Raw genomic sequence first — 24,637 nt, 5'->3', positions numbered from 1 at the left:
GATGACCGCCGTGCCCCGACCACCGCGCCTGCCCCCCGACGAGCTCGCCGCCGCCCTGTCCGGGCTGCCGCTGTGGTCCGGGGACGGGGAGGGCATCCGCCGCAGCGTCGAGCTGCCCGACTTCCCGGACGCCGTCGCCGCGCTGGTGCGGATGGCGTTCGTCGCCGAGCAGCTGGACCACCACCCCGACGTCGACCTGCGCTGGCGCACGCTGCACCTGACGCTGGTCACCCACTCGGCGGGCGGGGTCACCGAGCTGGACCTGGAGCTCGCTCGCCGGATCGACGCGCTGTTCCCGGGCTGAGCGCGTCGGGCAGGCCTACGTCGCCGGCGCGGTGCAGGTGAGCAGGGCGAGCGGCGGGGTCCGGGACAGCGGGACCGCGTCGACCGGCCCGAGGCCCGCCTCCTCCGTCCACGCGGAGTAGGACGCCAGGGGGTACACCGCACCGGCCACCGTGCGCAGCCGCAGCCCGAGCGCGTACAGGGCGAGCAGCCGGCGCTCGTCGGGGTCCTCCGAGGGCAGCGCGTCGACGACGGCCAGCGTCCCCCCGGGCCGGAGCACCCGCCGCAGGCGCCGCAGCAGCGCCCGGTTGGTGTCGGCGTCGAAGAGGTGGCAGACATTGGCCAGCAGCACCAGGCCGTACGCCTCCTCGGGGAGGTCGGCGGTGAAGACGTCGCCCGGCACCAGCCGGAACCGGTCGTCCATGCCGGCCTGCGACACCGCCCGCCGGGTCACCGGCAGCACGTCGGGCAGGTCCAGCGCGGTGATGCGGGCCCGCGGGTCCGCGGCAGCCAGCGCGAGGCTCCACGGAGCAGCTCCTGCACCGACGTCGAGCACCTCGCCGTCCACCGGTGCCAGTCGCTCGGCCGCCTGGCGAGCCGCGGGCGCGAACAGCCGGGTGAGGAACGGCACGACCTCGGGGTAGAGCTCCGCCGCCCCCGCGGGGGTGTCCGCGGCCACGATCGGCCGGTCGGTCCGGACGACGTCGTCCAACCGGGCCCAGCCGGCCTCCAGCGTGCCCACCCAGCGCGTCATCACCGTGACCGCGTACCGGCCGTCGTCCCGCCGGAGGACGCCGAGCGCCTCCAGCGCCTCCAGCAGGAGTCCGGTGGCGCCGGGCGCCGTCCCGCACCGGACCGCCACCTCGTCGGCCGTTGCCGGTCCCCGCCCGAGCTGCTCGAGGAGCCCGAGCCGGACGGCCGTCCGGAGCGCGGCCGCCGCCTCGACCACGTGCCCCAGCTCGACTATCCGGTCGGCGGGGGGTGCGGCGGTCACCGGACGGCCCGCACGGTGCCGGTGGTGCCGTCGACCGTGACGAGCTGGTCGTCGTGCAGCCGGGTGGTCCCCTCGACGGTGGCGACGACGGCCGGCAGGCCGTACTCGCGGGCGATGATCGCCGGGTGGGACAGCGCCCCGCCGGCGTCGGTCACCAGCGCGCCGATGCTGGGGAAGAGCACCGACCAGACCGGTGAGGTGACCGGGCAGACCAGCACGTCGCCGGGCTGCACCCGGGAGAACTCCGCCTCGGAGCGGACGACCCGGACCGGGCCGGTGTAAGAGCCCGCGGACGCCGGGATGCCGGTGAGCAGGACGCCGTCGGCGGACGCCGCCCGGCCGGTCGGCGAGGTGCGGTCCGGGGCGGCCTCCGGGCCGAGTATCTGCTCCACCGCCCACAGGAAGGCCCCGTTGGACAGCCGGGCCTCGGCCGGCAGCGCGGCCAGCGGCGGGGGCGGGGCCGGGGGCGGGCCGTAGCTCGCCGGCCCCGGGTGGGCGAGCACCCACGCCCGCTCCCCCGCCCGGCGGTCGGCCAGCTCCCGGCGGTCCGCGCCGTCCCGCAGGGCGGCCAGCAGCTCCTCGGGCTCGAGCAGGAAGGCGTCGTCGGCGTCGGCCAGCAGGCCGCGGTCGGCCAGCCGCCGCCCGACCTCCCGCGCGGCCCGGCGGAGCAGCGCGAAGGGTGCGCTGATCGTCGACACCTCGTTGTCCTCGCGGACCGGGTAGGCCCGCAGCGCGCGCTCGAGCGCGCGGGTGAACCGCTCGCGGTCGGCGGTACCGCGCCCGGCCAGCACCGCTTCCGCGGCCGCACGGGTGGCCTCCCGCCGGGCGCGCAGGGTCGCCTCGGACGCGTCGGGGTCGTAGCCGGTGGACAGCTGGTCGCGGAGCAGCGTCAGGACCAGGCCCGGCTGCTCCTCCAGTGCCGGCTCGGCGATCTCGTAGCGCAGCACCCGGCAGCCGTACTCGTGCAGGTAGCGACCGAAGGCCTCCGCCACGGTGGCGTCGGCGGCGAGCACCCGCTCCACGGGCGCGCCGTCCTCGACCAGCCGGCGTACCCCGGGCCGCTCCCGGACCAGGTCGGCGAGGCCGGCCAGCGCCCGCGCCGGGGCGGTCGACGTCCGCGAGGTGCCGGCGAGCAGGTCGAACACCCGCGCGTCGTCCCAGCCGAGGAGCTCGCGGCTGACGGCGGCCAGCTCGCCGAGCACCATGGCGATCGCCCCGTGCAGCCGGAAGTGGGCCGTCTGCCCCCTCTCGGTCAGCTCGAGCGCGGCCCGTGCGGAGGCGAGCAGCCCGCTGTCGTCGAGGGCCGTGAGGTCGACGTCGCGCTGCGCGGCGATGCGGGCGTCGAGGTCCGGCCGCCACTCCGCCTCCCACCGCTCCAGCAGCCGGCCCGGGACGTCGCTGCGCACGGCCGCGGCGCCGCTGCGGATCCGCCGGCGGAGCGCGGGCACCACCCGCACCGCCAGCGGCACGGCCCAGGCCGGCAGGGGCGGGGGCTCCTTGCCGCCGAGCGGGACGATCCGCAGGTACTCCCAGCCGCCGATGTCGCGGAAGTCGACCCGCTGGAACAGCAGCCCCAGCTCCGTGCACATCTGCTCGAGCGCGCGGTTGCGCGGCTCGAACACCACGCGGGTGAACGGGGTCCAGGGCAGCGGCGCGTGGCTGTACTCCCGCGCCCAGGACCCCTCCGGGGGCTCGACCGGGACGGGCACCGGCGTCGCGGTGCGGCCCGCGAGGGTGGTGATGGGGCGCGACTGCAGGACGAGGACCTCACCGTCGGCGGTCGCCGCCCACTCGACGTCCTGCGGCCGGCCCAGCACCTGCTCGGCGCGGCGGGCGAGATCGGCCACGGCAGCCGCGGTGGCGGCCACGATCACCGCGTCGTCGTCCGCGGAGCGCCGTCGGGGTCCGCCGCGGACCTCCCAGCGTTCCGGCGTCACCGCGCCGGAGACCAGCCGCTCCCCCACGCCGCGGGCGGCGTCGATGACGACGACCTCGCGGTCGCCGGTCACCGGGTCGGCGGTGAAGGCGACGCCGGCGGCTGTGGCCGGGACCATCGGCTGCACCAGCACCGCGATGGCCGGGGCCGCGCCGGGTCCGGCGTAGGCGGTCACCCGGGAGGCGGCGGCCGAGGCCCAGCAGCGGGCCACCGCGTCGCGCAGTGCGGCCGTTCCGCGTACGTCGAGCACGGTCGTGTACAGGCCGGCGAAGGACGACTGCGGCGAGTCCTCCCCGGTGCCCGACGAGCGGACCGCGAGCGGCACGTCCCCCCAGTCGCGGACCGCGGCGAGCAGGTCCGCGAGCAGAGCGTCGGGGACGTCGGAGCCGGTGGCGTCCGGCACGGGGGCGCGCGCCGTGACGACGACCCCGTCGGGAACGGGGAGGCCGGCCCGGCGCAGGACGGCGAGGTTGGCGGCCTTGTGGCCGGCGCGGGCGGGGTCGGTGGCCGCGTCGAGGGGGACGACGGCCGGCGTGGCCGTGGCCGGGTCGGACAGCTGGACGGACATGGTGGACGCCTCCGTTCGTGGTGTTCTGAGCGTCGTCCGGTACGCAGCCCGCGCGGCATCCGTCGATCTACGTATCCGCGGGCCCGGGATACGCGTCCGGCGGCAGCTCCTCGAGCACGTAGCGCACCAGCGCCGCACGCGACCCCAGCTGCAGCCGCGCGTAGACGTGCTGCAGGTGCGTGGTGACCGTGCGGGGGCTGAGGTAGAGGCGCCGGGCGACCTCGGCGTTGGACAGGCCGCGGGCGACCAGCCGGACGACGTCCTCCTCGCGGCGGCTCAGCGGGCCGCGACCGCGTGCCCGCGGAGGAGCCGGCACGCGACGGCCCTGCCGGCGCAGCAACCGCCGGGCGCGGTCGGCCTGCGGGCGCGCGCCGAGCTCGTCGAGCGTGCAGAGCGCGGCAGCGAGCCGGTCGTCCGCGTCGGCCCGGACGTCCGCCACCTCGGCGGCGTCCACGTCGGCCACCGCGGCCTCGTACCGGAACCCGAGCCGCGCCAGGTCCGCGGCGGCCCGGGCGAGCCGGTCGGGGTCGCGCGCCAGCCGGCCGCGCACGACGGCGGCCAGGGCCGCCGGGTAGGGCGCTCCGGGGCCGAGGTCGTCCAGGGCGGTGGCGGCCGCGGCCGCACCCTCCCGGTTCCCCGCGACGAGCTGCGCGTCGGCAGCCACCGCCAGGGTGAACGCGGGCAGCGTCGTGCGCCGCCGCACGGCGCGCGCCGCGGTCGCGGCGGCGGTCGCCGGGTCGTCCTCGGCCAGCGCGACGGCGGCCGTGACCGCCTCGACCGGGCCGAGGACGTGGCGGTCGGGGAGCGCGGAGGCGTCGGACGCCGCCCGTGCCGCGCCGGCGCACGCGCGGGCCTCCTCCAGCCGCCCCTGGCGCACCGCCACCAGTGCGCGCAGCGCCATGCCCACCGCCGTCCCCCGCGGCAGCCCGAACCGCTGCCCGAGGTCGAGCACCTCCCCGCAGCGGCGCAGGGCCCGGTTCCAGTCGCCGGCGAAGAAGTCGGCCATGCCCAGGTCGACCCGGTGTGCCAGCTCCAGGGCCGGCACCCCGATCCGCTGGACCAGCCGCAGTCCCTCCTCGGACAGGGCCCGCGCGGCGCCCAGGTCCCCCCGGGCCAGCTCGAGGACGAACCCGGGACGCCGGGCGCGCTCGCCCAGCAGCGGGTCGTCCAGCTCCGCCGCGGTGTCGAGCAGCGCGGCGAGGTGCGCCCGGGCCTCCTCGTAGCGGCCCGCGGTGAAGGCGGTGTGGCAGCGGCCGTAGAGGACGGCGGCCCGTGCCCGTGCGGAGCCGAGCCGGTCGGCCAGCCGGTCCAGGTCGGCGATGGCCGCCTCCGCCTCGGCGGGCCCCTGGGACCGGGCCGCGACCTGCAGCCGAGACCAGGCCACGGGGACGTGGAACGGCGAGGGGGCGACCGCGGCCAGCTCGGCCTCGGCCGCTGCCAGCCAGCGCAGGCACTCCTGCCCCCGCCCCGCCTGCAGCTCGAGGACGGCGGCGCGGTGCAGCCGGTCGGCGCGCTCGCCGCCTGCCGGCTGCCACCGGGCGGCGTCGAGCCAGGCCGTGACCGCCTCCTCCCGCTGGCCGGCCCGCTGGCAGGCCTCGGCGAGCCGGTCGGCCAGGCCGGGGAGGAGGTCGTGCCTGCCGAGGCGGGTGGCGAGGTCGCGGGCCGCCCGGGCGTCGGCCAGCGCCTCGTCCCCCGCGTGCCGGGACAGGGCGTCGTCCGTGGCGGTCAGGAGCAGGTCGAGGGCGTGCCGGGGGTCGAGCTCGTCGCCGGCGCGCCGCACGTGCGGGGCCAGCAGTCCCCACCGGCCGGGCAGCCGCGCCTCCACGGCACGGGCGACCTCCGCGTGTCGCCTCAGGCGGGTGACCAGCGGCAGCAGGTCGTAGGCGACCTCCGCGAGCAGCGGGTGGACGACGCGGTAGCGCACCTCACCGCCGGCCACCTCCTCGGCGAGCAGTCCGGCTCCGCGCAGGGCGGCCAGCCCGGCCATCAGCGGGTCGCCGGGCGTCAGCGCCTCGAGGAGCGGATGGGGTGCCTGACCGCCGCACACGGCGAGCAGGTCGAGCACGGCGCGCGCCTCGGCTGGTAGCCGCTCGACCTGGCTGCGGAGCAGCCCGCTCACCACCGCCGGCACGGCCTCCGGGAGCTGAGCCGCGAGCACCCACCGTCCGTCGGGACGGGTCAGCGTGCCGCTGTCCTGCAGGAAGCCGACGAGGGCGGCGACGAACAGGGGCACGCCACCGGCTCGTGCGGCCAGCACCTCGGTCAGCGCCGGCGGGGGCTCACCGGCCAGCAGGGCCTGCGCCAGCCGCTCGACGTCACGCGCGGGCAGGCCCCCGAGACGCAGCTCGGTGACCACGCCCGCACGCTGCAGCCCGGTGAGCAGTTCGGTGAGTGCCGGCTCGTTCTCCGCGGGGCGGTGGGTGAGCAGCAGCAGGAACCGCCGCCCGGCCAGGCCGCGGACGAGGTGGTGGAGCAGGGCCAGCGAGCCGCGGTCGGCCCACTGGACGTCGTCGACGAGCAGGGCCACCGGCTGTCGCGCCACGGTGCGTTCGAGCAGCCGGCACACAGCCTCGAACAGCCGGGTCCGCTCCAGGCCCGGGTCGCCGAGCGCCGGGGTCGGCGGCCGGGACGCGTCCCCGAACAGCCAGCCGAGGTCGGACAGGTCCTGGACCGGGGCGCTCCGAGGGGGATCCGGCCGCACCAGGGGGCGCAGCGCCTCGACCAGCGGCGCATGGGACAGGTCCCGCTGGAGGGGGCCGGCCAGGCCGGTCAGCGTGCGGAAGCCGCGGGACCGGGCCCGGGTGAGCGCCTCGCGTGCCAGGCGGGTCTTGCCGACCCCCGCCTGCCCGGAGACCACCAGGACGTGCGCGTCCCCGCCGAGCACCCGGGTCAGGACGGCGTCCAGCCGGCACAGCTCGTCGTCGCGGCCGACGAGGGGGACGTCGGCGGAGAACGGGCCACCCATCATGGGCGACGACCTCCTCGGCGCGCGCCAGGCAGCGGATCCTAGGCGTCGGGAGGTGGCCGCGGGACCCCGTCGGGCCCGACGTGCGCGACGGCGCCGGACCCCTGCACGGGGTCCGGCGCCGTCGGCCGTACTGCAGGGGCCCGTCCAGGGCACCACCCCGAGCTCGCGAGCAGTGGGGGTCCGCTGAGGAGCGGCGGGGGCAGGGTGGCCCTTCGTCAGCTGCCGATCCGGCCGCCGTCCTCGCGGGCGACCACCACCACGCTGGGCCGCGGGAACGGCCGCTCGGGCAGCCGGTCGGGCCAGGTGCTCGTCGGGGCGTCCCTCGTCGAGCCGGTGGTCTCGCCCGGGTGCTGGACGGACACGAACACCGACCGCCCGTCCCGGGGGATCATCGGGCCGCTGCACTCGGCACCGATGGGCACGGTGAGGAACGCCTTGAGGTGCCCGCGCTCGGCTCCCTCGGTCGGGACGGCGAAGAGCCCGTCGTTCGTGCCTCCGACGGTGCCCGCCTCCTGGTTCCGGGTCGACAGCACGGTGCCGTCGGTGGAGATCCACAGGTTGCCGGCCGGGTCGAACTCCAGGTTGTCCGGGCAGGACATGGCGCTGACCTGGGACTTGTCGTAGCCGGCGAAGTAGGTCCCGGGGTCCTCCGGGTTCCCGGCCAGGATGAAGACCCGCCACGTGAAGGTGTCCCCCCCGATCGAGCCGGTCTCCTCCCACTCGATGACGTGGCCGTTGCGGTTGCCGGGACGCTCCTCGTAACGGCCGTCCTCGGCGTCGAAGGCGAACGACCGGCTCACCGGGTTGGCCTCGTCCGCCCCGGGCCGCCCGTCCTGACCGGTCCGGTTCGAGTTGTTCGTCAGGGCCGCGTACACCCGCTGGTTGACCGGGTTGACCTGGATGTCCTCCGGCCGGTCCATCTTCGTGGGGACCTGCCCCGGGTCGACGACCACCGGGTTGGCCGGGTCGGGGAAGTCCCCGTTGGCGTCGAGCTGCTTGCCGAGGCGGTCGGCGGCCAGCCGGGTGAAGGTCAGCACCCAGGCGACGTCCTTGCCCGGGACCATCGAGCGGCCGTCCTGCACCAGCGGGACCCACCGGCCGGTGCCGTCGAACTCGCCGTCCCCGGGCAGGGTGCCGCTGCCGTCGATCTCCGTGGCCGGCGAGTCGCCGCTGAAGTGGGCGACGTAGAGGTCGCCCTCCTCGAGCAGCGTCATGTTGTGCGCCCGCGCCGCGCGGTCGTCGCCCTCGCGGTACTTCTTCCTCGACACGAACTTGTAGATGTAGTCGAACCGCTCGTCGTCCCCGGAGTAGGCGACGACCCGGCCGTCCTCGGCGATGCGGACGTTGGCCGTCTCGTGCTTGAAGCGCCCCAGCGACGTGTGCTTCCGCGGGGTCGAGGTGGGGTCGTACGGGTCGACCTCGACGACCCAGCCGAAGCGGTTGACCTCGTTGGGCTCCTGCGCCAGGTCGAACCGCGGGTCGACGGCCTCCCACCGACGACCGGCCGAGTCCTCCGCGCTGACGCTGTACCGGCCCAGACGGGGCTCCCGCGGGTCCTCCGTGATCGGCGCGGACGCCCCGAAGTACTGGTTGAAGTTCTCCTCGCCGTGCAGCGTCGTGCCCCAGGGGGTGATGCCGCCGGCGCAGTTGTTGAGCGTGCCCAGGACGGTGCGGCCCTCGGGGTCTGCCGTCGTCCGCAGGTACTCCGACCCCGCGGCGGGCCCGGTGACGTGGAAGGGCGTCGAGGCGGTGATCCGCCGGTTGCGGTCGCGCTCGGGGGTCGGCAGCCACACGCCCGAGTCGCCCTGTCGCTGAATCTGCACCACGGAGATGCCGTGGGCCATCATGGCGACGCGCTTCTGCTCGTCGGTGGTCGGCGCCTCCTCCTCGGGGACGCCGGAGAACATCAGCTGCTCGTTGGTGTACTCGTGGTTCACCACGAGCAGGGCGCGCCGGCGCCCGAGCGGCAGGAACCCGATGAAGTCGCAGTTGTAGCCGAACTGCCTGGCCTGCGCCTCGGCGGTCTGCGCGTCGATGTCGAAGTCGGGCGCGCCCTCCTCCACCGGGTCGCCCCAGCGCATCACGACGGCGGAGCCGTAACCGGCCGGGACGACGAGCTCGTCGAGGAAGTTCTGCTCGACCGGCTCGAAGGTGAGGGCACCGTCCGGGGCCGTCCCAGCGCGTCCCGGCGCGGCCGCCGCCGGCTCGGGGAACAGCGGGCCGGTGGCCACCACCAGGGCCCCGGCGCCGGCTGCCTTGAGCAGGGCGCGCCGGCTGAGGGCCGTCTGGACGACGGACTCGAACGTGGGGTTGTCGGTGCGGTTGGGCACGGCTGCGTCGCAGGCGTTGCCGCACTTGTAGTGGCAGGTCGCGTGGCTGCGCGTGCCGTGACGGACCGAGTTGAGCAGGGGCAGGAAGAGGCGGCGGCGGGGGTTGGAGGTGTCCGTCATCGGGTCCTCGGCTCTGGGAGACGTCGGAGCCCGGACGCTAGTGCGGAGGACCGACGCCCGCATGACGCACGGGCGTGGGTCTCGTGAAGCCGCCGGCCACCTGCCGTTCACCCGGACGGGCTACCGCGGGACAGCCGTCGTCGGGAGAGCGCAGCGACGACGAGCAGCAGACCCCACAACAGGAACCACGGGTCCCAGGGGAGGACGTGCCAGCGCAGCGCGGTGGGGTCGGCCGGCTCGCCGAGGACCCCGGTCAACGCCAGCGCCCCGACGCCGACGAGCACCCCGCCGTAGGGGGTGAGCACCGCCGCCGGCGAGCAGCGCCGCCGTCCCGACCAGCCGCTGCAGCCGGCGACCGGCCGGCGGGTGTGCCAGTGCCAGGGCCAGCCCCCGCGACCGCGAGCTCCAGCACCACGACCGGGGCGAGCCCGGCCGTCACCACGTCGCCGCCCTGCCGGCCCTGCGCCTCGACGGCACCCCGCACGGTCGACAGCGACCAGGTGCCTCCGGCGAGCCAGTGGGCGCTCACCGCGGCCGACAGTGCCGCGAGCACGGCCGCCCCGTACGCCGGAGGGGCCAGCAGCCTGCTGCGGTCGGTCACTCCGACAGCGGCAGGACCAGCAGCTGCAGCAGCCGGTCGGCCTCGGCGTCCGGGTCGTCGGTCAGCCCGGTGTGCACCGGCCCGGCCTGGACGACGGTGCTGCGCGGCGCGGTGAGCCAGCGGAACCGCGACCCCAGCGCCTCGCGCCCGGCGGCGCCGGATGCCGGGTCGGCGGCGCACACGTCCGCGGCGGCCTGCAGCGCGCGGCGGATCGCGCCGGGGTCGGCGGTGGGGTCCAGGGCGCGCAGCCGGTCGGCGTCCAGGTGCACCCGGGAACCCAGGTAGTCGCGCTGGCGGCAGTAGACGAGGACGCCGGCGTTGAGCGACTCCCCGCGCTCCACCCGCGGCACCACGCGCAGGACGGCGTACTCGAAGGTGTCCCGGCTCACCGCTGGGTCGTCCCCGCAGGCGGCGGCGGGCCCAGCCACGACGGCCGGTTCTCCCCGCGCGGGGCCCGGCGGCGGCGCGACCCGCCCTCGGCCGCGGCGGCCACCAGCGGCGGCAGCCAGGCGTCGCGGGCGGCCAGCCGGGCCAGCAGCTGGTCGACGTAGCGGGCGCGCACCTCCTGGGGAGCGTCGTCCGGCGACGGTCCCTGCAGCCAGTCGTCGGGCACCTGGCGCAGCACCTGCTCCAGCAGCGGGCGGGTGACCCGGGCGCCGAGCGCGGCGTCGGCGGCGCGGACGTCGGGCGAGCACTCGACCAGCGCGTGCTGCGCGGCGTCGTAGGGGCGGGTCACCGCGGCGGCGGCACCGGGCCAGTGGTGGTGGAAGGTCAGCGTGGCGCCGTGGTCGATCAGCTGCAGCCGGCCGTGCCAGAACAGCATGTTCGGGTTGCGCCAGGAGCGGTCGACGTTGCCCACGAGCGCGTCGAACCACAGCACCCGGCCGGCCAGCTCGGCGTCGACCTCCGCGACGCCGGCCTCGAAGTCCAGCGCCCCGGGCAGGTAGTCCAGCCCGAGGTTGACCCCGGCCGAGCGCTGCAGCAGCTCCTGCACCTCGACGTCGGGCTCCCCCACCGCCAGCTCCGGCGCCACGTCGACGGTCACCAGCGCCGGCACGGGCAGCGACAGGGCCCGGGCCAGCTCGCCGCAGACCACCTCGGCGACGAGCACCTCCACGCCCTGCCCGGCGGCCCGCCACTTGACCACGTAGGTGCCCAGGTCGTCGGCCTCCATGAGCCCGGGCAGCGAGCCACCCTCGCGCAGCGGGGTGACGTAGCGGGTGGCGGTGACGGCGGGCAGCACAGTGGCCGCGACCCTACCGGCGGGACGCCGGGCGGACCGGCGGCCACGACACTGGGGGCATGGGCCTCCTGCGCGTCCTCGACCCCGCCGACCTGGTCGACGTCCCGTTCACCTACGCCGAGGTGGGCGCCACGCGGGACGCCGAGCTGCCGGCCGGCTACGACCACGTCGAGCGCTCCGTCGTCGTCGGCTCGGGCCCGGAGGCGTTCCAGCGGGCCGTGGCGGCGGTGTTCGACTGGCGGATGCAGCGCGGCGTCAGGCTGCGGGTGCGGGCGACCGGGCCGGCGAGCGAGCCGGGCACCGTCGTCGTCCTGACCGCGGGGCTCCCGCGGCCGGGCTACGACATCCCGTGCCGCGTGGTGTGGGCGCAGGCGACCGGCGACGAGCGCGGCTTCGCCTACGGCACGCTGCCGGGCCACCCGGAGAGCGGCGAGGAGGCGTTCGTCGTCCGGCTCGAGCCCGGCGGCGACGTCGTCTTCACGCTGCGGGTGTTCGCCCGGCTGGCCTCGCCGCTGGCCCGTCTCGGCGGGCCGGTCAGCACGCTGGTCCAGCGGCTGGCCACGGCGCGCTACCTGACCGCCGTCCGGCAGGCCACCGAGGGATGACGGCCGTTCCGCGTGCTCGGGGCCTCAGGGCCTGCGCGGGGGGAGCGCCGACGCCGCGGCCACCGTGGCGACGACGCCGAGGGCGACCCGGAGGTGGTGCCACCGCGCCCACGAGGCCAGCAGGTCCGCCGTCTCCGCATCGGTCAGGGAGCCTCCCGTGAACCGGTGGTTGGCCGGTTCGTTCACCGTGACGGTCACGGCCACGACCCCCACCGTGGCTGCCGCGGCCGTGAGCGAGGCCGGGCTGCGCCGGCGGGAGGTGACCACGTCCGTGATCGCCGAGGCGACACCGACCACCCCGGCAGCGGCACCCAGCGGCACCATGAGCGTGCGGATGCGCGGGGCGTTCGCCGTGAACCACCTGCGGAACTCGGCGGGCGGGACGCTGCGCCAGAACGGCAGGAGCACCGCCTCGATGAGCACCATCCCTCCCGCGAGGAGCCCGGCGAGCACGGCCGAGAGGAGCGCGAGCGGCCGTGCACACGCGACGGCCGGACGGTGCTGGCGCGATCTCATGGACGTCACCTCACGGGTCGGGAGGTCGTCGAGGGCAGCGTAGCCAGCGACGCCGCCCTCGGGGACGGTCCGGTGACCGCCCTGGACGTCGGGGCCATCGAGCAGGACCGCGCCCATCGTCCGGGCGCCGGGCGCCGGGCGCCGGCCAGGCCCGCGGAGCGCGGGAGGCGACCACGCCACCGGCCAGCGCGAGCAGCGGTGGGGTCAGGGACACCAGCGCGACGGCGTCCTCAGGAGTGGGCGGCGGACCGCTCTCGCTGGATCAGCTCCTTGCTGCGCACCAGCCGCAGGAACGTGACGACCACCAGCCCGCCGACGACGTTCAGCAGCGTCGTGTACCAGAACCAGGCCAGCCAGTCGCCGTAGCCGTACGGGGCGCCGTGGTGGATCGCCCCGAAGATGATCAGCGAGTCCAGGATCGAGTGGAACAGCACCAGGCCGGCGAGCAGGAACGCCCCGGCCACCGCTGCGGCGAGCTTGCCCGTCTCGGAGTCGGCCCCGTGCTGCATCCGGGTCATCAGCGTGATGAAGGCGCCGGCCAGCAGCGCCAGGCAGACCGCCTGCAGGTCCAGCGGGGCCTCGACGAAGGTGCGGCCCGACTCGACCGCCGTAGCGCCGAGCTCGGGGAGGGCGTGCACGACCAGCCACATGACCAGCCAGCCGCCGACCAGGTTGGCGACCAGCGTCCCGGCCCACAGCTTGCCCAGCTGCCCGACGCCCGCCCGACCGGCGACCACCGCGGTCACGGGCACGAGGAAGCCCTCGGTGAACAGCTCGCTCTTGGCCAGCATCAGGGCGATGAAGCCGATGCTGAACGCCAGCCCGGCCAGCAGGTGGCTACCGGTGGCGGCGTAGACGGCCAGCAGCGAGACGACGCCGGTGGCCACCTCGAGCCCGCCGGCCAGGCCGGTGGTCAGCACCTCCCGCCACGAGCGGTGCAGCCGTTGTGCTCCCTCGTCGACGATCTTGTCGAAGGCCTGCACCACCTGGTCCTCGACCGGGGCGTCGGTCTCGCCCAGCTCCTCGCGTGCGGTCTGCGCCACGGCAGGCCTCCTCTCGGGCGGCCCGCCGGCTCCCCGGGCCCTCGAGGCGGAGGCGCGACCGGATGGGAGCTACCCGGACCCCCCGCGGCCGCACACGTCGGCGTCGCTCACCCCGGCCGGGCGACGGCGGGTGCGTCGTCCACGAACGGGATCTTGGTGACGTACTGCTGGTAGAGCTTCACGCCGTCGTCGACGGAGATCGTGCCGAACTCCAACAGCGTGGCGAGCCCCTCGAGCTCGGCGCCGGCCGCCTCGACCGCGCTGAGTTCCGCGACGGGGTCGCGCGACCTGTTGATGTTGGTCAGGACCGTGGCGCCGACCGAGACCAGGAGAGCCAGGAAGCAGAGCGTCTTCCACACCGTCGAGGTGCTGTTGACGTCCAGCAGGTTCTTGACAGCCTCGGCGAACGTAACCCCGCCGAGCGCGGGTCCCGCGGTGAAGACCGCTGACAGGGACGTGAGCACCAGCGTCACGGTGCTCCACCGCCGGACGCGGGGTCCCCGCCGGCGCAGGTAGGCCTCGACCCCCGCCCGGCGTGCGTTGATCCGTCGCAGCAGGTCCTGCCGGCGATCGACCTGGTCAGCCATGCCCGCTCCCAGCCTCTGTGTCACGGGGCAGGACTCAGCGTAGCGACGGCTGCGATCGATCGGGGCCCGGTGACGGCGGCCTCGCCGCGGCGCGGCCCGCCCGTGACGGGGAGGATCGGACCCGTGACCACACGACGGCTGGCGACCCTGCACGTCTGGGGCGTGCCCGGCTGGTCGGTGCCCGCCGCGCTCATGCGGATGGCGACCGGCCGGCGTCCGCTGCGCCGCGCCCCCGGGCTGCGGTTCGCCAAGCTGCTGGGCACCGGCAGCGGGCGGACCTTCACCGTGCGCGACGCCGACCCCCGCCGGTGGGCGCTGCTGGCGGTGTGGGACGACGAGCGGTCGGCCGCCGCCTTCGAGTCCGGGGACGTCGTCCGCCGGTGGCAGCGGATCGCCGACGAGCAGTGGAGCGCCAGGATGCGACCCCTCGCCGCCCGCGGTCGGTGGTCGCGGGCGGAGCCGTTCGGGAAGCCCTGGCCGCAGCGCTGGGACGGCCCGGTCGCCGCGGTCACCCGCGCCCGGCTGACCCCGCGCAAGGCGGTGACGTTCTGGCGCGCCGTCCCACCGGTCTCCGCCGACCTGCACGACAGCCCGGGCCTGCGCCTCGCGCTCGGCATCGGCGAGGCCCCGCTCGGGCTGCAGGGCACCTTCAGCGTCTGGGACTCCGCGGCCGCGCTGAACTCCTTCGCCTACGACCGCGCCCCGCACGCCGCCGTCGTCACCCGGACCGCGCAGGAGGGCTGGTATGCCGAGGAGCTGTTCGCCCGCCTGGCCCTGCTCTCGGCCGAGGGCACCGTGGCCGGCCGCGATCCGCTCGCGTGACCGGCCCGTCCTCCAGGGTCCCGCGCCGAGCGTGCGAGGCGTGGGGGGCGGATGGTCCCCCTCACAGCCGGCAGGTCAGGTGCAGCTCGTCGCGGTCGTCGCCCGGCGCCACCCGGACCGCCCCCGGCATCCGGCCGAACTCGCGGTAGCCGAAGGTCGCGTAGAACGCCTCGAGACCGGTACCGCCGCGCACGGTGAGGTGCAGGAACTCCAGCCCGCGGTCCCGGGCGATGGCGTGCACCCCGCTCACCAGCACCCGGCCCAGGCCCCGCCCCTGCCGCTCCGGGCGCACCTGCACGCGCAGCACCGTGGCCCAGTGCCGCCTCAGCGGGCTGACCGGCAGCGACAGGACGGCGAACCCCGCGAACTCGCCGTCCACACGCAGCACGGCGAACAGCTCGTGGCCACGGTGCACCCGCTCGACCACCGCGTCGAGGTGGGGCGCGACCTCCTCCTCGGTCACCGGAGGCACGAAGCCGACCGACCCGCCGGCGTTGCTCACGTCGGTCCAGCAGGCGAGCAGCTGCGCCCGGAGGTCGTCGTCGACGGCCTCGACCGGGCAGACCTCGGTGTGCACGGCCTGGATTCTCCCGGTGCGGCCGCCGGCCCCCGGACACGGGGACCCCTCCGCGGCCACCGCCATGACGTGGCTCACAGCAGACTCCCAGATGCGGTCGGTCAGGAAACGCGTCGCGACAGGAGGTGAGCCTGCCCGGGTCGGGTCGAAACAACCACCGGCGGGGCTAGCGTCCGGCCGTCCCGGTGTCGGGACGACCGCCCACACCGGGGAGGGGCCATGGCCCGCAGGGCTGTAGTGCTGCTGACCACGACGGTCCTCGTGGGGCTCGTCCCGGCGACCGCGGTCGCCGACGACCACGGGCGATGGTCAGGGGAGCCGACCCCGGGCGCCCCGGGGATCGGCGACCCCTACTACCCGCTGGACGGGAACGGCGGGTACGACGTGGCTCACTACGACCTGGACCTGCGCTACGACCCCGCGACCGACGTGCTCTCCGGCACGGCGACCATCGAGGCGACCGCGACCGAGGACCTGTCCGCCCTCAACCTCGACTTCGAGGGCCTGGAGGTGCGGTCGGTGACGGTGGACGGCCGGCCGGCGACCTGGAGCCGGGACGGCGGCGAGCTGACGGTCACCCCGGATCGGCCGCTGTGGCACGACCGCGAGTTCGCCGTCGCCGTCACCTACGACGGCGTGCCGGCCACGATCGAGGACCCCCTGCTCGGACAGTCGGGCTTCTTCCACACCGACGACGGCGCCCTGGTCGCCGGCCAACCCGACGTCGCGGCCACCTGGTTCCCGGCGAACGACCACCCGCTCGACGCCGCCTCGGTCGCCGTGGCCATCGCCGTCCCCGAGGGGCTCGAAGGCGTCTCCAACGGTGCGCTCGAGGACACCTCGACGCACGACGGGTGGACGACGTGGTCGTGGGACGCCCAGGAGCCCATGGCCACCTACCTGGTGACCCTCGCCGTCGGCGAGTTCGACCTCCGGGCGTACGAGGCCGACGGCATCCGGTACTGGGACGCGGTCGACCCGACCCTGGCCGAGCTGGACCTGGCCCCGGCGACCGAGGGTCCGCTCGCCGGCGAGGTCATCGACGCGGCCCTGGCCCGGCAGCCGGAGGTCATCGAGTTCCTGGCCGAGTCGTTCGGCCCGTACCCGTTCAGCACGGCGGGCGCGATCGTCGACAACGTCCCCGGCATGGGCTTCGCGCTGGAGACCCAGACCCGGCCGGTGTACGCACCCGGCTTCTTCGCCGACCCGCTGTCCGGCGACCTGGTCGTGGTCCACGAGCTGGCGCACCAGTGGTACGGCGACTCGGTCCGGCTCGGCGCCTGGCAGCACATCTGGCTCAACGAGGGATTCGCGACCTACGCCGAGTGGCTCTGGCTGGAACGGGAGGGCCTCTCCACCCCGCAGGCGGAGTTCGACAGGCTGTACGCCAACGCGGACACGCTCTTCGCCGGCTCGGAGCCGCCCTTCTGGACCGTCCTCGTCGGGGACCCGGGACCGGAGACCGCCCTGCTCTTCCACCCGGCCGTCTACCAGCGCGGCGCCATGACGCTGCACGCGCTGCGGCAGGTCGTCGGCGACACGGCGTTCTCCCAGATCGTCGAGGAGTGGGCCACCTCGCGGGCCGGCGAGGCGGTCACCACCGAGGAGTTCACCGCCTTGGCGGAGGAGCTGTCCGGGCGCGACCTCGACGACCTCTTCCAGGCATGGCTGTACACCCCTGAGCGGCCGCCGCTCGGCTGAAGAAGGGCCCTTCCTGCCCTCCCCCCACCCCCACCGCTCGCAAGCTCGCGGCGGGACCCTGCAGGGGGGCCGACGAGGGCAGGGGGTCCTTCGAGGGGTCCTTCCTCACCCGCTGGCGCCGAAGCGCTCGACGCGGACGTCGGCCGCCGGGATCCCCAGGTCGACGAGCAGCCGGCTGGCCGCCTCCGCGAAGCCATCCGAACCGCAGACGTACGCCGTCCGACCCGGCTCGCACAGCGGCACGAGGTCGGCGGCGGTCAGCCGGCCGGCCGGCCGCACCCCGTGGGGCTCGCGCGTGGTGACCACCAGCGCGCCGGCCTCGAGCAGCTCGTCGGCGTAGGGCAGCTCGGCGAGCGTGCGGGTCGACACGGCGGTGCGCAGCAGGTCGGTGCGGCCGAGATCGCGCGCGGCGCGCAGCATGGCGACCAGCGGGACGACGCCGGTGCCGCCGCCGACCAGCAGCGCCGGCCGCTCGCCGTCCCACACGAACCAGCCGCCGATCGGGCCGCGCACCTCCAGCCGGTCGCCGGGCTCGACGACGTCGGCGAGGAAGGTGGAGACCTCGCCGTCGTCCAGGCGCTCGACGAACAGCTCGACCAGCGGGTCCCCCGGCGCGGAGGCGACCGAGTACGACCGCTGGGCGGTGTAGCCGTCGTCGGCGGTCAGCCGGACGACGTAGTGCTGGCCGGCCAGGTGCCGAACCCGGTCGGCGACGTCGAGCTGCAGCTCCACCGCCCGCGGCACCGGCCGCCGGACGCCGACGACGGTCGCGGTGCGCCACCCGCCGCTGGGCGCCCGGCCGGCCCCGCCTCCAGGCCCGCCCGGGGCCGGGACGGCCCCGCTCAGAGGCTCATCCCCAGCCTGCGAGGGATGAGGAGAGCGGGGTCCTTCTTCAGTCACCCTGGTAGCGCTGCTCGCGCCACGGGTCGCCGCGGTCGTGGTAGCCGTTCTGCTCCCAGAAGCCGGGCTGGTCGCGCTGCAGGAGGGTCAGCCGGGTGACCCACTTGGCGCTCTTCCAGAAGTAGAGGTGCGGCACGAGCAGCCGCACCGGGCCGCCGTGCTCGATGGGCAGCGGGCCGCCGTCGTACTCCCACACCACCCACGCCTTCCCGCCGGTGACGTCCTCCAGCGGCAGGTTGGTGGTGTAGCCGGTCTTGGACGTCGCGACGACGAAGTGCGCCTCGGGGGTCGGGCGGGCCGCCTCGAGCAGGGTGTCGACGCTGACGCCGGCGAACGAGGTGTCGAACTTCGACCACGTGGTGACGCAGTGGATGTCGCCGCGGTACTCCGAGCGCGGCAGCCGGTGGGCCTCGTCCCAGGTCCACGTCGTCGGGTTCTCCACCCGGCCGTCGACGGTGATGCTCCAGGTCTCCGGCGAGATGCGCGGCGTCGGCTCGGCGGTCAGCACCGGCCAGTCGCGGCCGGCGTCGTACTGCCCGGGCGGCAGGCGCGGGTCGCGCTCCCGGCGCCGTCCGAGGAATCCTCGCGTGGGTCCAGCCATGCCGTGCTCCTCCCCCGCCGGGGGGCCGGCCAACCGCTCCGCGGGTGTGGCCCAGCCCTCGCGGGCGCGAACTGTAACCGTCCGGCACGGTAAGGGCACCCTTACGAGAGCTGAGTCACCGCGCGTTGACGTGGTCGCAATCCTGGCAGGGGCCTACCTTTGCCTTCGTGGTGACGGTGACGCAGCCGGGACAGCGCAGGACTCCCAAGGTGGCCAAGACCAACTCGGTGGCCAAGAAGGCCGTCGTGGCGGTCACCGGCATCATCATGGTCCTGTACCTGATCGCGCACATGATCGGGAACCTCAAGGTCTTCGCCGGCCGCGAGTCCTTCAACGGGTACTCGGAGTGGATCCGCACGATCGGCGAGCCGGCCGTCCCCGCGCAGACGACGCTGACCATCATCCGCATCGTCCTGCTGACCGTGGTCATCGCGCACGCCTGGGCGGTGATCTCGCTGTGGCGACAGGCCAAGCGGGCCCGGCCGCACGGCTACGTCACCAAGAAGGCCGTGGCCCAGAGCTACGCCTCGCGGACCATGCGCTGGGGCGGCGTGATCGTCGGCCTCTTCATCGTCTACCACATCCTCGACCTCACGATGGGCGTGGCCAACCCCGAGGGCCCCGACGGCACCCCCTACGACCGTCTGATCGCCGGCTTCTCCAACCCGCTCATCACCGCGGTCTACGTGCTGGCGCTGGTCCTGCTCGGCATGCACCTGCGGCACGGCATCTGGAGCGCCACGCAGACCCTCGGGCAGAGCAACAAGCGCCGGGAGAAGACGGTCAACCTCTTCGCCCTCGTGTTCTCCGTGGTGCTCATCGGCGGCTTCCTGGTCGTCCCCTTCAGCGTTCTCTTCGGCCTCGTCGGCTAAAGGAGCCCATCGCGATGTCTCTCGATCTCTTCTCCGTCGGCGACCCGATCGCCGACACCAAGGCACCCCGGGACGTGCCGATCGGCGAGCGGTGGAGCACCCGCCGGTTCCGGGCCCGCCTGGTCAACCCGGCCAACCGCCGCAAGCTGACCGTCATCGTCGTCGGCACCGGCCTGGCCGGCGGTTCGGCCGCCGCGACGCTCGGCGAGGCCGGCTACAAGGTCAAGAACTTCTGGTTCCACGACAGCCCGCGCCGGGCACACAGCGTCGCCGCACAGGGCGGCATCAACGCCGCGAAGAACTACCGCAACGACGGCGACAGCGTGCACCGGCTGTTCTACGACACCGTCAAGGGCGGCGACTTCCGGTCCCGCGAGGACAACGTGCACCGCCTCGCCGAGGTCAGCGTCAGCATCATCGACCAGTGCGTCGCGCAGGGAGTCCCCTTCGCCCGCGAGTACGGCGGCCTGCTCGACAACCGCTCCTTCGGCGGTGCGCAGGTGTCGCGCACCTTCTACGCCCGCGGGCAGACCGGTCAGCAGCTGCTCTACGGCGCCTACCAGGCGCTGGAGCGGCAGATGGCGGCCGGCACCGTCGAGCAGTTCGCCCGGCACGAGATGCTCGACCTGATCATCGTCGACGGCCGGGCCCGGGGCATCGTGGCGCGCAACCTCATCACCGGCGAGGTCAGCACCCACTTCGCCGACGCCGTCGTCCTGGCCACCGGCGGGTACAGCAACGTCTTCTACCTGTCCACGAACGCCAAGGGCTCCAACGCCACGGCGATCTGGCGGGCGCACAAGCGGGGCGCGTACTTCGCCAACCCCTGCTACACGCAGATCCACCCGACCTGCATCCCGGTCAAGGGCGACTACCAGTCCAAGCTCACGCTGATGAGCGAGTCGCTGCGCAACGACGGCCGCGTGTGGGTGCCCAAGGAGCGCGGCGACAGCCGCGACCCACGCGAGATCCCCGAGTCCGAGCGCGACTACTACCTCGAGCGGATCTACCCCGCGTTCGGCAACCTGGTGCCCCGCGACATCGCCTCGCGCCAGGCGAAGAACGTCTGCGACGAGGGCCGCGGCGTGGGCCCGGGCGGGCTGGGCGTCTACCTGGACTTCGGCGACGCGATGGAGCGGCTGGGCCGGCCGGCCATCGAGGCCAAGTACGGCAACCTGTTCGACATGTACGCCCAGATCACGGGCGAGGACCCCTACGAGACGCCGATGCGGATCTACCCGGCGGTCCACTACACGATGGGCGGGTTGTGGGTCGACTACGACCTGCAGTCGACCATCCCCGGCATGTTCGTGATCGGCGAGGCCAACTTCTCCGACCACGGCGCGAACCGCCTGGGCGCCAGCGCGCTGATGCAGGGCCTGGCCGACGGCTACTTCGTGCTGCCGAACACCATCAACGACTACCTGGCCGACGGCCCCTTCGAGAAGGTCGACGACAGCCACCCGGCCGTCGCCGAGGCGCTGCAGGACGTGCAGGGCAGGGTGCAGAAGCTGCTGTCGATCAACGGCAGCCGCACCCCCGCCTCGTTCCACCGCGAGCTCGGCCGGCTGATGTGGGACCTGTGCGGCATGGAGCGCTCGGAGGAGGGTCTGCGCAAGGCCCTGGACCGGATTCCCGAGATCCGCCAGGAGTTCTGGACGAACCTCAAGGTCTCCGGCGACCTGGACACGATCAACCCGACCCTGGAGCACGCCGGCCGCGTCGCCGACTTCATCGACCTCGCCGAGCTGATGTGCGTCGACGCCCTCCACCGCGCCGAGAGCTGTGGCGGGCACTTCCGGGCCGAGAGCCAGACCCCCGAGGGCGAGGCGCTGCGCGACGACGAGAACTTCGCCTACGTGGCCGCGTGGGAGTGGACGCCGGAGGGCGCTCCCCCCGTCCTGCACCGCGAAGCCCTCGAGTACGAGTACGTCCACCTCGCCCAGCGCAGCTACAAGTGACGACGACCCAGCGGAGCTACGAGTGACAGCGACACGTGAGGGCGCGAGCTTCGCGTCCGGCACGGAGACCGACCCGGCCATGGCCCCCCACGGCATGACGCTGACGCTGCGCATCTGGCGTCAGAAGGGCCCGTCCGACAAGGGCCGGATGGTGACCTACCAGGTCGAGGACATCTCCCCGGACATGTCGTTCCTGGAGATGCTCGACGTCCTGAACGAGAAGCTGATCCTCGCCGGTGACGACCCGGTGGTCTTCGACCACGACTGCCGCGAGGGCATCTGCGGCAGCTGCGGTCTGATGATCAACGGCACGGCGCACGGCCGCGGCACCTCGGGCGGTCCCACGACCACCTGCCAGCTGCACATGCGCAAGTTCAAGGACGGCGACTCGATCGACATCGAGCCGTGGCGCGCGACGGCGTTCCCCGTGATCAAGGACCTCTCGGTCGACCGCAGCGCCCTGGACCGGATCATCCAGTCCGGCGGTTACATCAGCGCACCGACGGGGACCGCGCCCGAGGCCCACTCGATCCTGGTGCCGAAGAAGGACTCCGACGCGGCCTTCGACGCGGCGACCTGCATCGGCTGCGGCGCCTGCGTGGCGGCGTGCCCGAACGCCTCGTCGATGCTGTTCACCGCGGCCAAGGTCAGCCACCTGGGGCTGTTCCCGCAGGGCCAGCCCGAGCGCGACGAGCGGGTGGTCAACATGATCGCCCAGCAGGACCGCGAGGGCTTCGGCGGCTGCACCAACATCGGCGAGTGCTCGGCGGCCTGCCCCAAGGGCATCTCGATGGAGAACATCTCCCGGCTCAACCACGACCTGCTCGGCGCGCTGCGCGCCGGTGCCCGGCCGAAGAGCTGAAAGAGGACCCCGCTCCCCTCACCCCTCGCCAGCTCGGGGTGAGCCTCTGAGCGGGGCCCACCGCCGGAGGACGGGACCCGGACAGGGGTCCCGCCCTCCGGCGCGTCCGGGGGCGGGCGGCTCAGTTCCCGACGGGCCTGATCCCGGCGGCCCCACTCGGGCGGCGACCCCGGGGACGCCAGGTCGACCCGCAACAGGCCCCGGCGTGCGGGAACTGCGACCGTCGAAGGACGGCGGTCAGGCGACCGGGGCGGCCGTCCTGGCCTCCAGCCACAGCTCCAGCTGCTCGGCCGGCAGCGGGCGGCTGAGGTGGTACCCCTGGACGACGTCGCAGCCCAGCGCGGCGAGCGCGTCGACGGTGGCCCGGTCCTCGGCCCCCTCGGCGACGAACACCAGGTCGAGGGCGTGCGCGAGCTGCAGCGTCGAGGTGACGATCGACGCCGACCGGTCGCTGTCGTTCATCGCGCTGACGAAGGTGCGGTCGAGCTTGAGCTCGGTCACCGGGAGGCTGGCCAGGTAGGCCAGGCTCGAGTAGCCGGTTCCGTAGTCGTCGATGGAGATGCCGACGCCCGTCTCCCGCAGCGCGGAGAGCACACGGACGGCGCGCTCCCGGTCCGCCATGAGCAGGCTCTCGGTCACCTCGAGGACCAGCGCGGTCGCCGGGACGCCGTGCCGGGCGAGCAGCCCGGCCACCTCGTCGGGGAAGCCCTCGTCGACCAGGTTCGACGGGCTGACGTTGACCGCGACGGTCAGCTCGCGCCCGCGGTCGGCCCACGCCCGCCGCTGGGCCAGCGCGGCGTCGAGCACCCGGCGGGTCAGCGGCCCCATGAGGCCGGCGGACTCGGCGAGCTCGACGAACGCGTCGGGGAACAGCAGCCCGCGCTCGGGGTGCTGCCAGCGCACCAGCGCCTCCACCCCGTCGACCCGGCCAGTCCGCAGGTCGAGCTTGGGCTGGTGGTGCAGCACCAGCTCGCCCTCGTCGATGGCCCGGCGCAGCTGGGCGACGGCCTCGAGACGGTACCGGCCGGAGCCGTGACGCGCCTCGTCGTAGACCACCGCGCAGCTGCGGCCGGCCTTGGCCGCGTACATGGCCAGGTCGGCCATCTGCAGCAGCTCCTCGGCGTGCCCGGAGTGCCGCGGGCCGATGGAGATGCCCACGCTCGCGTCCACGCCGAGCGCCATGCCGGCGAGCTGGAAGGGCTGCTCGAGGGTCGCGCACAGCCGCTCGGCCAGGGCCAGCGCGCCGTCCTCACCCAGGCCGGAGGCCAGGACGACGAACTCGTCCCCGCCCAGGCGGGCCAGCAGGTCGCCGCTGCGGAGGTGGCCGGCCAGCCGCGGCCCCACCTCGCGCAGCAGGGCGTCGCCGACGCCGTGGCCGAGGGAGTCGTTGATCTACTTGAACCGGTCCAGGTCCAGGACCAGCACCGCGGTGGTCCCCCCGGCGGCCATCCGGACGTCGGCGGCGCGGAAGGTCTCGAAGACCTGCCTGCGGTTGGGCAGGCCGGTGAGCTCGTCGGTGCGCGCCTGCTGCCGGCTGTCGGCCAGGGCGCCGACCTCGCGGAAGGTCAGCGCGGTGCGGGCGAGGGCGGCCACCACGGCGGTGAACGCCAGCCCGCCGGCCAGCGGGTCGCCGTCCTCCAGGTAGCCCCGCAGCAGCAGGACGAGCGCGCCGATGGCACACAGCCCCGGGACGACCAGCGCCCGCACGCCGAGCAGCTGGTCGGTCCTGCGCGGCATCGGCGGCTGGCAGGCGGCCAGGCCGTAGCCGAGGAACGCCAGGCCCCAGCCCACGTCGAGCGGGCCGCCGACGGCGTAGGTCCCGTGGGCGACCTGGTAGGCGTACAGCGTGTCGGTCAGCACGAACAGCGCGGTCCCGGCGGTGAGCCACCACCAGACGGCACCGGCGCCGCGGCCGATGACCACGAGGGCGCCGGCGATGAGCACGAGCAGCAGCAGGTCGGCGATCGGGTAGACGGCGATCAGGACGGCGCCGCGCAGGGCGGTGTCGAGGTAGGCGCCGATGGCGAACGCGGACGCGAACGCCGCCGCGGTCAGCCCGGTGACCACGGCGTCGAGCCACATGCCCGACGTCAGCCGCCTGACCCGCGTCCGGAGCAGCCGGAACAGGGCGGCACAGGCCAGCGGGTGGAAGGCGACGAAGGCGAGGTCGAACCAGGCGGGCCGGACGATCGGCCCCGGCGCGGCGTCGGCCAGCGCGTAGCCCAGCGAGCCGACGGTGTAGGACCCGACGGCGGCGGCGAAGAGCAGCCAGGCGCCCCGGTCCTCCCGCAGAGCCCGCGCCCGCAGGACCAGCAGCCCGGTCAGCCCGACGAGGAACACCCACTTGCCACCGACGGCGAGGGTGGCGAGCACGCCGTCGTCCCCGAGCCCGTGGGCCACCAGCGACAGCACGTAGACCGACGTCAGGACGGTGGCGGACACGCGGACGACCCGCAGCGACCGGTCGGCCGGCTGTCGGGTGCGTCGACGCCGGGCGGCGCGCGCGAGTACCTGGACCACAGGGAGAGCATCGGTCACCCGACAGCGG

The 24,637-nt window shown here is 75.0% G+C and carries 22 protein-coding genes; 7 read left to right on the top strand and 15 right to left on the bottom strand.

Translation table 11 applies throughout. From position 1 onward, the window contains the following. The first annotated feature begins 1 nt into the window (after position 1). The gene (locus GOBS_RS05325) at positions 2-304 is read left to right on the top strand and encodes a 4a-hydroxytetrahydrobiopterin dehydratase (protein WP_012947271.1); all 303 of its coding nucleotides are present in this window, start codon (positions 2-4) and stop codon (positions 302-304) included. A 15-nt stretch (positions 305-319) separates the two neighbouring features. Here the strand turns inward: GOBS_RS05325 and GOBS_RS05320 are convergent, their stop codons facing one another. The 7 genes from GOBS_RS05320 to GOBS_RS05290 all read right to left on the bottom strand — a co-directional run bounded on the left by GOBS_RS05320 (position 320) and on the right by GOBS_RS05290 (position 11,042). Continuing rightward, positions 320-1,276: a methyltransferase gene (locus tag GOBS_RS05320; RefSeq protein ID WP_012947270.1), complete on the bottom strand. Its 957-nt coding sequence runs from the start codon at positions 1,274-1,276 to the stop codon at positions 320-322. Continuing rightward, positions 1,273-3,780 carry a PEP/pyruvate-binding domain-containing protein gene (locus GOBS_RS05315; RefSeq protein WP_012947269.1) on the bottom strand — a complete coding sequence of 836 codons (2,508 nt, stop codon included), beginning with the start codon at positions 3,778-3,780 and terminating at the stop codon, positions 1,273-1,275. Before GOBS_RS05315 ends, GOBS_RS05320 begins: the two co-directional genes overlap by 4 nt. Before the next feature lie 67 nt (positions 3,781-3,847). Further along, entirely contained in the window at positions 3,848-6,748 is a 2,901-nt protein-coding gene (locus GOBS_RS05310; protein ID WP_012947268.1) for an ATP-binding protein, read from the bottom strand. Positions 6,749-6,963: 215 nt separating this feature from the next. Continuing rightward, positions 6,964-9,198, bottom strand: coding sequence for a PhoX family protein (locus GOBS_RS05305; protein WP_012947267.1), 2,235 nt, complete (start codon positions 9,196-9,198; stop codon positions 6,964-6,966). A gap of 107 nt (positions 9,199-9,305) precedes the next feature. Continuing rightward, positions 9,306-9,503 (bottom strand): DUF3995 domain-containing protein, encoded by a 198-nt coding sequence (locus tag GOBS_RS05300; RefSeq protein ID WP_012947266.1) that lies wholly within the window; start codon positions 9,501-9,503, stop codon positions 9,306-9,308. 292 nt (positions 9,504-9,795) lie between these two features. Next, positions 9,796-10,188: a DUF3037 domain-containing protein gene (locus tag GOBS_RS05295; RefSeq protein ID WP_012947265.1), complete on the bottom strand. Its 393-nt coding sequence runs from the start codon at positions 10,186-10,188 to the stop codon at positions 9,796-9,798. After that, positions 10,185-11,042 (bottom strand): HipA family kinase, encoded by an 858-nt coding sequence (locus GOBS_RS05290; protein WP_012947264.1) that lies wholly within the window; start codon positions 11,040-11,042, stop codon positions 10,185-10,187. Before GOBS_RS05290 ends, GOBS_RS05295 begins: the two co-directional genes overlap by 4 nt. 59 nt (positions 11,043-11,101) lie before the next feature. Here GOBS_RS05290 and GOBS_RS05285 point away from each other — a divergent pair, with 59 nt between their 5' ends. Further along, a complete protein-coding gene (locus GOBS_RS05285; RefSeq protein ID WP_012947263.1) occupies positions 11,102-11,647 on the top strand; it encodes a DUF1990 family protein in 546 nt (181 codons plus the stop codon). A gap of 24 nt (positions 11,648-11,671) precedes the next feature. Here the strand turns inward: GOBS_RS05285 and GOBS_RS05280 are convergent, their stop codons facing one another. The 3 genes from GOBS_RS05280 to GOBS_RS05270 all read right to left on the bottom strand — a co-directional run bounded on the left by GOBS_RS05280 (position 11,672) and on the right by GOBS_RS05270 (position 13,793). Next, positions 11,672-12,163 carry an anthrone oxygenase family protein gene (locus tag GOBS_RS05280; RefSeq protein ID WP_166487296.1) on the bottom strand — a complete coding sequence of 164 codons (492 nt, stop codon included), beginning with the start codon at positions 12,161-12,163 and terminating at the stop codon, positions 11,672-11,674. A gap of 230 nt (positions 12,164-12,393) precedes the next feature. Continuing rightward, on the bottom strand, positions 12,394-13,206 hold the full coding sequence (locus tag GOBS_RS05275) for a formate/nitrite transporter family protein (RefSeq protein ID WP_012947261.1): 813 nt from the start codon (positions 13,204-13,206) through the stop codon (positions 12,394-12,396). A 107-nt stretch (positions 13,207-13,313) separates the two neighbouring features. Beyond that, complete coding sequence (locus tag GOBS_RS05270) at positions 13,314-13,793, bottom strand: hypothetical protein (protein WP_012947260.1); 480 nt, start codon at positions 13,791-13,793, stop codon at positions 13,314-13,316. Between the two features lie 123 nt (positions 13,794-13,916). Here GOBS_RS05270 and GOBS_RS05265 point away from each other — a divergent pair, with 123 nt between their 5' ends. Then, the gene (locus GOBS_RS05265) at positions 13,917-14,615 is read left to right on the top strand and encodes a hypothetical protein (RefSeq protein WP_012947259.1); all 699 of its coding nucleotides are present in this window, start codon (positions 13,917-13,919) and stop codon (positions 14,613-14,615) included. Between the two features lie 61 nt (positions 14,616-14,676). Here the strand turns inward: GOBS_RS05265 and GOBS_RS05260 are convergent, their stop codons facing one another. Further along, entirely contained in the window at positions 14,677-15,192 is a 516-nt protein-coding gene (locus tag GOBS_RS05260) for a GNAT family N-acetyltransferase (RefSeq protein ID WP_041241345.1), read from the bottom strand. A gap of 219 nt (positions 15,193-15,411) precedes the next feature. Here GOBS_RS05260 and GOBS_RS05255 point away from each other — a divergent pair, with 219 nt between their 5' ends. Beyond that, positions 15,412-16,893 carry a M1 family metallopeptidase gene (locus tag GOBS_RS05255; protein WP_012947257.1) on the top strand — a complete coding sequence of 494 codons (1,482 nt, stop codon included), beginning with the start codon at positions 15,412-15,414 and terminating at the stop codon, positions 16,891-16,893. Positions 16,894-16,998: 105 nt separating this feature from the next. On the opposite strand, the gene GOBS_RS05250 is transcribed toward GOBS_RS05255, so the two are convergent. Beyond that, positions 16,999-17,625 carry an FAD-binding oxidoreductase gene (locus GOBS_RS05250; RefSeq protein WP_208104384.1) on the bottom strand — a complete coding sequence of 209 codons (627 nt, stop codon included), beginning with the start codon at positions 17,623-17,625 and terminating at the stop codon, positions 16,999-17,001. Positions 17,626-17,785: 160 nt separating this feature from the next. Further along, positions 17,786-18,394, bottom strand: coding sequence for a sulfite oxidase-like oxidoreductase (locus GOBS_RS05245; protein WP_012947255.1), 609 nt, complete (start codon positions 18,392-18,394; stop codon positions 17,786-17,788). Positions 18,395-18,561: 167 nt separating this feature from the next. On the opposite strand from GOBS_RS05245, the gene GOBS_RS05240 reads away from it, so the two are divergent. The 3 genes from GOBS_RS05240 to GOBS_RS05230 are packed head-to-tail and all read left to right on the top strand — an operon-like array spanning position 18,562 to position 22,089. Beyond that, positions 18,562-19,266: a succinate dehydrogenase cytochrome b subunit gene (locus GOBS_RS05240; RefSeq protein ID WP_166487295.1), complete on the top strand. Its 705-nt coding sequence runs from the start codon at positions 18,562-18,564 to the stop codon at positions 19,264-19,266. Between the two features lie 14 nt (positions 19,267-19,280). Beyond that, positions 19,281-21,227 (top strand): fumarate reductase/succinate dehydrogenase flavoprotein subunit, encoded by a 1,947-nt coding sequence (locus GOBS_RS05235; RefSeq protein ID WP_012947253.1) that lies wholly within the window; start codon positions 19,281-19,283, stop codon positions 21,225-21,227. 22 nt (positions 21,228-21,249) lie between these two features. Further along, positions 21,250-22,089 carry a succinate dehydrogenase/fumarate reductase iron-sulfur subunit gene (locus GOBS_RS05230; RefSeq protein WP_012947252.1) on the top strand — a complete coding sequence of 280 codons (840 nt, stop codon included), beginning with the start codon at positions 21,250-21,252 and terminating at the stop codon, positions 22,087-22,089. 237 nt (positions 22,090-22,326) lie between these two features. Here the strand turns inward: GOBS_RS05230 and GOBS_RS25205 are convergent, their stop codons facing one another. After that, positions 22,327-23,481 (bottom strand): putative bifunctional diguanylate cyclase/phosphodiesterase, encoded by a 1,155-nt coding sequence (locus GOBS_RS25205; RefSeq protein ID WP_279432647.1) that lies wholly within the window; start codon positions 23,479-23,481, stop codon positions 22,327-22,329. Continuing rightward, positions 23,482-24,531 carry a GGDEF domain-containing protein gene (locus GOBS_RS25200; RefSeq protein ID WP_166487294.1) on the bottom strand — a complete coding sequence of 350 codons (1,050 nt, stop codon included), beginning with the start codon at positions 24,529-24,531 and terminating at the stop codon, positions 23,482-23,484. Positions 24,532-24,637 lie beyond the last annotated feature (106 nt).

This window comes from Geodermatophilus obscurus DSM 43160, assembly GCF_000025345.1.
Classification (GTDB): Bacteria; Actinomycetota; Actinomycetes; order Mycobacteriales; family Geodermatophilaceae; genus Geodermatophilus; species Geodermatophilus obscurus.
This window is presented reverse-complemented; position numbering and strand designations above follow the sequence as displayed.

Coding starts and splice junctions, on each gene's coding strand:
- GOBS_RS05285 (WP_012947263.1), top strand. CDS start 11,102: ATGGGCCTCCTGCGCGTCCTCGACCCCGCCGACCTGGTCGACGTCCCG.
- GOBS_RS05245 (WP_012947255.1), bottom strand. CDS start 18,394: ATGGCTGGACCCACGCGAGGATTCCTCGGACGGCGCCGGGAGCGCGAC.
- GOBS_RS05235 (WP_012947253.1), top strand. CDS start 19,281: ATGTCTCTCGATCTCTTCTCCGTCGGCGACCCGATCGCCGACACCAAG.
- GOBS_RS05310 (WP_012947268.1), bottom strand. CDS start 6,748: ATGATGGGTGGCCCGTTCTCCGCCGACGTCCCCCTCGTCGGCCGCGAC.
- GOBS_RS05270 (WP_012947260.1), bottom strand. CDS start 13,793: ATGGCTGACCAGGTCGATCGCCGGCAGGACCTGCTGCGACGGATCAAC.
- GOBS_RS05315 (WP_012947269.1), bottom strand. CDS start 3,780: ATGTCCGTCCAGCTGTCCGACCCGGCCACGGCCACGCCGGCCGTCGTC.
- GOBS_RS05255 (WP_012947257.1), top strand. CDS start 15,412: ATGGCCCGCAGGGCTGTAGTGCTGCTGACCACGACGGTCCTCGTGGGG.
- GOBS_RS05280 (WP_166487296.1), bottom strand. CDS start 12,163: ATGAGATCGCGCCAGCACCGTCCGGCCGTCGCGTGTGCACGGCCGCTC.
- GOBS_RS05325 (WP_012947271.1), top strand. CDS start 2: ATGACCGCCGTGCCCCGACCACCGCGCCTGCCCCCCGACGAGCTCGCC.
- GOBS_RS05305 (WP_012947267.1), bottom strand. CDS start 9,198: ATGACGGACACCTCCAACCCCCGCCGCCGCCTCTTCCTGCCCCTGCTC.